This window comes from Lutimonas sp., from assembly GCF_051011215.1.
In the GTDB taxonomy this organism is placed as follows: Bacteria; Bacteroidota; Bacteroidia; order Flavobacteriales; family Flavobacteriaceae; genus Lutimonas.
Genome location: NZ_JBPCUJ010000072.1, coordinates 20835 through 28681, shown reverse-complemented (window position 1 = coordinate 28681; position 7847 = coordinate 20835). Strand labels below are relative to the sequence as shown.

The window sequence follows — 7847 nt, the reverse complement described above, 5'->3', positions numbered from 1 at the left end:
TTTCTTTAGAAGGAATAGGTTTACATACAGGGAACAAGGTTTCTTTGACTTTTAAACCCGCAGCAGTAAATTCTGGTTTTACTTTTATAAGAACTGATTTAGAAGGACAGCCGGCCATTGAAGCGCTGGCAATGTATGTAACGGATACGCAGAGAGGAACCAATATAGAAAAAAACGGGGTAATCATTAATACGTCAGAGCATGTTCTTGCTGCTGTTGTTGGTTTGGATATTGACAATATTATCATCGAAATTGATGCTCCTGAACCACCGATCATGGACGGATCCTCTAAATTTTTTATTGAGATTCTAGAAAAGGCCGGAATCGTAGAGCAGGAGGAAGAGAGAGAGGTGTATGAGGTAAAAGATATTATTTCCTTTAAGGATGAAGAAACCGGTAGTGAGATCATGATCATGCCTTCTGATAAATATGAAATAACCACCATGGTGGATTTTGGAACTAAAATTTTAGGGACTCAGAATGCGACTTTAGATAAAATAAGTGATTTTAAACAAGAAATTGCTGATGCGAGAACGTTTAGTTTTTTACATGAGATCGAAATGTTGCTGGATAATAACCTGATCAAAGGCGGAGATCTAAACAATGCCATTGTATACGTAGACAAACCATTGTCTGAAAAAACAATGCAGAAGCTAAGTCAGGCCTTTAAAAAAGATTCGGTCAAAGTAAACCCAAATGGAATTCTGGACAACCTGACCTTGCACTGGGCCAATGAAGCAGCCAGACATAAATTGCTGGATGTAATTGGTGATTTAGCATTAATTGGAACGAAGATTCAAGGAAAGGTGATTGCTACCAAACCAGGTCATAAGATCAACACGCAGTTTGCAAAGAAAATGATGAAGTTGATCAAAATTGAAAAAAGAAACAAAGTACCTCAGTATGATTTGAATAAACCACCTTTGATGGATATACATCAAATCATGAAACTGTTGCCGCACAGACCACCATTTTTATTGATAGATCGAATTCTTGAATTATCTGAGAGCCACGTGGTAGGAATGAAGAATGTAACAATGAATGAATCCTTCTTCGTGGGACACTTCCCTGGAGCTCCGGTAATGCCTGGTGTTTTACAGGTAGAGGCCATGGCTCAATGTGGAGGAATTCTGGTACTGAGTACTGTTCCCGATCCAGAGAACTATTTGACGTATTTCATGAAAATGAACAATGTCAAATTCAAGCAAAAAGTATTACCTGGGGATACCCTGACTTTCAAAGCAGAATTGGTTGCTCCAATTCGAAGAGGAATTTGTCATATGCAAGCTTATGGATATGCGAATAATAAATTGGTTGTTGAAGCTGAATTAATGGCTCAGATAGCTAGAAATCCTGAAAAACAATAATTTAATTAGAATCAGATGAATCAACCATTAGCATATATTCACCCGGGAGCCAAGATTGCTACCAATGTGGTGATCGAACCTTTTTCAACCATTCACAATAATGTCACCATTGGTTCAGGAACCTGGATAGGTTCTAATGTAACCATCATGGAAGGGGCCCGAATAGGAAAAAATTGTCGCATCTTTCCTGGTGCTGTCATTTCTGCGATTCCACAGGATTTAAAATTTGAAGGTGAAGATTCACTGGTTGTTATAGGAGATAACGTGACCATACGGGAATGTGCTACTGTCAACAGAGGTACCAAAGCCTATGGTAAAACAGAAATTGGCAATGATTGTCTGATCATGGCAACGGCACACGTAGCTCATGATTGTGTGATCAGAAATAATGTAATCATTGTAAACGGTGTAACCCTGGCTGGGCACGTGGAAATAGGTGAATATGCCATAATCGGAGGTTTAGCTGGTGTCCATCAATTCATACATATAGGAAAGCATGCAATGATTTCCGGAGGTTCTTTGGTTAGAAAAGATGTTCCTCCTTTTGTCAAGGCAGCGAAAGAGCCTTTATCTTATGTGGGAATCAATTCCATTGGTTTGAGACGAAGAGGGTTTAGCTCTGATAAAATTAATGAGATCCAAAATATCTATAGAATCTTATTTCAACAAAACAACAATACCACTCAGGCCTCCAGAATTTTGGAAGCAGAATTGGATGCAAGTCCTGAACGGGATGAGGTAATCACATTTATAAATAACTCACAAAGAGGTATCATGAAAGGATACACAAGTAATTATTAAGAAAGAATAAAAATGGCAAGTACATCAGATATAAAAAAAGGATTGTGTATTGTATTTAACAACGATACATATAAGATCATTGAGTTTCTTCATGTGAAACCGGGGAAAGGACCAGCCTTTGTAAGAACGAAGTTAAGAAGTTTAACAACGGGTAAAGTGCTGGATAATACATTTTCAGCCGGACATAAGATCGAAGAGGTGAGGGTAGAAACAAGAAAATATCAGTATTTATATCCGGAAGGGAATACCTTTCATTTTATGAATACGGACGACTACAATCAAATTACCTTAGAAAAAGAAGCACTTGATGCTCCGGAATTTCTAAAGGAAGGAGATGTGGTCACTATCATTATCAGAACTTCTGATGAGTTGCCTTTAGCTGTTGAGATGCCGTCACATGTGTATCTTGAAGTGGCTCATACCGAGCCTGGCGTTAAGGGGAATACTGCAACGAATGCAACCAAGCCTGCGACCATGGAGACAGGCGCCAAAGTGAATGTGCCACTATTTATCAATGAGGGTGATAAGATCAAAATCGATACTGAAAAAGGATCTTATGTAGAAAGAGTGAAAGAATAATTCCTATGAAATTTTCAAGAACCTATGGTTTACAGGAAATAGCGGACATTTTAAATGTTTCGTTTGTTGGAGACGCAAACTTCCCAGTTCTCGGATTAAATGAAATACATGTAGTACAACCTGGAGATATCGTTTTTGTAGATCATCCCAAGTATTATGACAAAGCACTTGAATCGGCTGCAACAGTTGTTTTAATTAATAAAAAAGTCGATTGCCCCGAAGGAAAAGCCTTGTTGATTTCAGAGGACCCCTTCAGTGATTTTAATCGTTTAACGGAACATTTCAGACCTTTTCGAGCAGCGAGTGAATCTGTTTCTGACTCAGCCAGTATAGGACAAGGAACAATCATTCAACCCAATGTTTTTATTGGCAACCATGTTCATATTGGTGAGAACTGTTTAATACATCCAAACGTCACAATTTATGACAATTGCATCATTGGAAATAATGTGATCATTCATGCCGGAACTGTTTTGGGCTCAGATGGTTTTTATTTTCAAAAAAGAGCACATGGTTTTGATAAATTGAATTCTGTAGGAAGGGTCGTGATCGAAGATCATGTAGAAATAGGTGCTGCCTGCACCATTGATAAAGGAGTTACCGGAGATACTACCATTGGATGGGGAACTAAAATTGACAATCAGGTTCAGATAGCTCATGATACCTTGATTGGAAAAAAATGTTTGATCGCTTCTCAGGTAGGAATTGCAGGATGTAATGTGATTGAAGATGAGGTAACGATCTGGGGGCAGGTAGGAATAAAGAGTGGATTGACCCTGGCAAAAGGATCCGAAGTTTATGCCCAATCTGGTGTTGGAATGAATCTAGAAGCAGGAAAAGCCTATTTTGGATCACCAGCCATTGAAGCAAGAGATAAATTTAAGGAAATGGCCTTGATCAGGTCGCTTCCTAAAGTCATAGAAAAAATAAAAAAATAGACAGGATTAATCATATCATTCCTATACTTTTGTAGGAGAGAAATTGATCTAGTTTTAAAATAGTATAATTCAAAAAAATAAACGAATGAGTGTTTTAGTTAATAAAGATTCGAAAATAATTGTACAAGGTTTTACCGGGAGTGAAGGAACGTTTCATGCAGGTCAGATGATTGAATACGGAACCAATGTTGTGGGTGGTGTAACTCCGGGAAAAGGAGGACAATTGCATTTAGACAAACCTGTATTTAACACTGTGTCAGATGCCGTAAAAGAAGTAGCGGCAGATACATCAATTATTTTCGTGCCACCGGCTTTTGCTGCTGACGCAATTATGGAAGCTGCTGAGGCAGGAATCAAAGTTATTATTTGTATTACAGAAGGAATTCCTACGGCCGACATGGTAAAGGTCAAGGCGTATATTGATGCCAAGGATTGTACCTTGGTTGGACCAAATTGTCCGGGAGTAATCACACCGGATGAGGCTAAAGTAGGTATTATGCCAGGATTTGTCTTTAAGAAAGGAAAAGTTGGTATCGTATCTAAATCCGGAACCTTGACCTATGAAGCAGCCGATCAGGTAGTGCGAAGAGGTTTGGGTATTACAACAGCGATTGGAATTGGTGGAGATCCGATTATCGGAACTACTACCAAGGAAGCGGTGCAGTTATTAATGAATGACCCTGATACGGAAGCCATTGTTATGATAGGTGAGATTGGCGGGCAATTGGAAGCGGATGCTGCAAAATGGATCAAGGAAGATGGCAACAGAAAACCAGTAGTAGGTTTTATAGCGGGGCAAACAGCGCCGGCAGGAAGAACGATGGGACATGCAGGTGCCATTGTTGGTGGAAAAGATGATACAGCACAGGCCAAAATGAAGATCTTGGCTGAAAATGGAATTCATGTTGTTGAATCTCCAGCAGAAATCGGACAAAAAGTAGTGGAAGTACTTGGATAGTATTTTCATCTAATTCAGTGTAAAAGAGCCTGACGAATTTCGTCAGGCTTTTTTTTTTTGAGGAATAATGTTAAATAATTCTTAAGACGATAGAATTCTGCAATAATCTTAGTGCATTGTTTATTTTTGAGCTCCACTTAATTTGAATTGTAATGAGAAAAATCCAAACACTTTTTTACGTGTTATTATTGATTACTGCCATAGCATGTAATAAATCGCAAAACACCACCCAGTATCTGACAGAAACGAAAACAGACGCCAATGGCTTTAGCTATGAAACAGTAACAAATGATCCTACAGGCCTGAGAATATATACCTTGGAAAATGGGCTTAAAGTGTACCTGAGCCAGAATAAAGATGCACCTACCATACAGACTTTTATTCCCGTTAAAGCAGGATCGAATTACGACCCTAAGGAAAGCACAGGTCTTGCACATTATTTGGAACATATGGTGTTTAAAGGGACAGATCAAATTGGAACATCGAATTGGGAAGAAGAAGAAAAACTAATTGCTGAAATTTCTGATTTGTTCGAAGCGCATAAAAACGAAGATGATGAAGTAAAAAAGGAAGAAATCTATAGAAAAATAGATGAGGTTTCGTTCGAAGCATCAAATTATGCCATTGCAAATGAAGTTCCTAAAATGTTCAGTGCTTTAGGTGCCACCGGAACAAATGCACATACCTGGTATGAAGAAACAGTGTATAAGAACAAAATACCAGCGAACGAATTAGACAAATGGCTGACTTTGGAAAGTGAACGATTCAGTAAATTGGTATTGCGCTTGTTCCATACTGAATTAGAAGCTGTGTATGAAGAATTTAACAGGACACAAGACAGTGATTATAGAAAATCATATTACGCCATGTTAGATGGACTTTTTCCAACGCATCCTTATGGACAACAGACGACAATTGGTACTTCAGAACATTTGAAAAACCCGTCAATGGTTCAGATTAATAACTATTTTGACAAATATTACGTGCCAAATAATATGGCTGTGGTCTTAGTCGGTGATTTGGAATTTGAAGATGCGATTAAAAAAGTGGACAAAACTTTTGGCCAGTTAAAATATAAAGATGTTGAGCATCCAAATCTACCGGTTGAAGAACCTATGAACGGAGTACTGACAAAGGAGGTTTTTGGACCAAATAGCGAAAATGTAGCAGTTGCTTTTAGAACCGGAGGGATTGGATCTGAGGATGAGAAATACATCACCTTGATCGACATGATTCTTGCCAATAGCAGTGCGGGCTTAATGGATTTAAATTTAAATCAGAAACAATTGGTTCAAAGTGCCACTTCTTCTCCACAGTTTCTAAACGATTATGGTTTTTTAACATTCAGAGGTACACCTAAAGCAGATCAACCCTTAGATGAGGTGAAAGATTTAATGTTGGATCAGGTTGAATTGATCAAGTCAGGTGAATTTGACGATTGGATGATTGATGCCGTGGTGAACGATTTGAAATTAAATCAAACAAGGCAATATGAAAATTCGACAGCATTGGCTTCTATGTATTACAATGCTTTTATTCATGGAGAAAAATGGAATGATAAGATTCAGTTTTTAGAGGATCTTAAGAATATTAGCAAAGCTGAATTGGTGGCATTTGCCAATGAATTTTTTAAGGGAAATTACGTGGTCGTTTATAAAAGACAGGGAGTTGATGATCACATAGTGAAAGTAAGCAATCCGGAAATTACTCCAATTGAATTGAACAGAACAGGGCAGTCAGAATTTTTGAAAAAATTCAACACTATGGAAACTGCAGAATTACAGCCTTTGTTTGTTGATTACAAGAATGAAATCCAAAGAGACCAACTTGATTCTGGAATTGAATTGGCATATATCAATAATAAGAACAACGACTTATTTAATTTGAATGTTATTTTTGATATGGGAAAAGATAATGATAAAAAGCTGAGTCTGGCTGTTGGTTATCTTGAATATTTAGGAACAGATTCATATTCGGCTGAAGAACTAAAAAAAGAATTTTATAAGCTTGGAGTAGACTACAGTGTGAATACGGGAGCTAATAAATCATATGTTTCTATTTCTGGCTTACAGGAAAATTTAGGGCTGGGATTAGAGTTGTTGGAACATTTAATGGCGCATGTAGTTCAAGATCAGGAGGCTTATGATAATTATGTCAAGGGGATTTTAAAAGCCCGGGAAAATGGAAAATCTCAAAAAGGGAATATTTTAAGAGGAGGTTTGAATAGTTTTGCACAATATGGGGAAGACTCAAGACTTCGAGATATTTACACTGCTGATGAATTAAAGATGATGGATCCATCAGAACTAGTTGCAATAATAAGGGACTTAAGTAATTTTAAACATCGTATATTTTATTATGGCAACAATGTTGGAGAGGCGAAAAATGCACTGAACAAGTATCATCGAATTCAGTCTGAGTTAAAAAATTACCCGGAAGCGAAAGTATATACACAAATAGAAACAGGAAAGAATGTATACTTTGCAGATTTTGATATGGTGCAAACAGAAATGTTCTTTATTTCAAAAGGAGAACAGTTTGATGTTAAAAAAATAGCGCTTTCATCAGTTTTTAACACCTATTTTGGAGGAGGACTTTCATCCATTGTTTTTCAGGAAATTAGAGAATCTAAGTCCTTGGCTTACTCCGCATATGCCGGATACCAATCGGCAAATGATAAGAATAAGGATGACCTTGTATATGCTTATATAGGAACGCAAGCCAATAAATTACCTGAGGCGGTTGATGCAATGATGGCATTAATGAATAATATGCCAAAGGCAGAAAAGCAATTCGAAGCAGCGAAGGAATCAGCATTGAAGAAAATAGCTGCCCAGCGCATTACCAAATCAAGTATTTTCTGGAATTATGAAAGTCTTCAAAAGAGAGGTATTGATTATGATTATCGAGAAGATATGTACCGGGAAATTCAAAACATGACCATGGAAGATGTCAATGAATTTTTCAATGATAATATCAAAGGAAAATCCTATTCAGTATCGGTTATTGGCAATAAGAACGATCTAGATATGAAGGCTTTGGCAAAACTGGGAGAGGTCCATGAAATGGATATTGATTATTTATTTAATTACCAGGAAACCGAAGTAAAACAATAAATTTAGAAGGCAAGACAGATCAAGACCTCACATTTTTATGTGGGGTTTTTCTTTTTTTGTTTCCTTGCTATTCTAAAACACAAATTAT

The 7847-nt window shown here is 37.4% G+C and carries 6 protein-coding genes; all 6 read left to right on the top strand.

What is annotated here, in order from left to right; all coding sequences use genetic code 11:
- Nucleotides 1-1367: bifunctional UDP-3-O-[3-hydroxymyristoyl] N-acetylglucosamine deacetylase/3-hydroxyacyl-ACP dehydratase (locus ACR2MV_RS07040; RefSeq protein ID WP_434021200.1), on the top strand; the 1367-nt coding region annotated here is incomplete at its 5' end.
- 15 nt (nucleotides 1368-1382) lie between these two features.
- A complete protein-coding gene (lpxA, locus tag ACR2MV_RS07035) occupies nucleotides 1383-2168 on the top strand; it encodes an acyl-ACP--UDP-N-acetylglucosamine O-acyltransferase (RefSeq protein WP_434021199.1) in 786 nt (261 codons plus the stop codon).
- A gap of 12 nt (nucleotides 2169-2180) precedes the next feature.
- Nucleotides 2181-2747 carry an elongation factor P gene (gene efp / locus ACR2MV_RS07030; protein ID WP_434021198.1) on the top strand — a complete coding sequence of 189 codons (567 nt, stop codon included), beginning with the start codon at nucleotides 2181-2183 and terminating at the stop codon, nucleotides 2745-2747.
- A 5-nt stretch (nucleotides 2748-2752) separates the two neighbouring features.
- Complete coding sequence (locus tag ACR2MV_RS07025) at nucleotides 2753-3685, top strand: UDP-3-O-(3-hydroxymyristoyl)glucosamine N-acyltransferase (protein ID WP_434021197.1); 933 nt, start codon at nucleotides 2753-2755, stop codon at nucleotides 3683-3685.
- An 85-nt stretch (nucleotides 3686-3770) separates the two neighbouring features.
- Nucleotides 3771-4643 (top strand): succinate--CoA ligase subunit alpha, encoded by an 873-nt coding sequence (sucD, locus tag ACR2MV_RS07020; protein WP_434021196.1) that lies wholly within the window; start codon nucleotides 3771-3773, stop codon nucleotides 4641-4643.
- Between the two features lie 152 nt (nucleotides 4644-4795).
- A complete protein-coding gene (locus ACR2MV_RS07015; protein WP_434021195.1) occupies nucleotides 4796-7759 on the top strand; it encodes a M16 family metallopeptidase in 2964 nt (987 codons plus the stop codon).
- Nucleotides 7760-7847 lie beyond the last annotated feature (88 nt).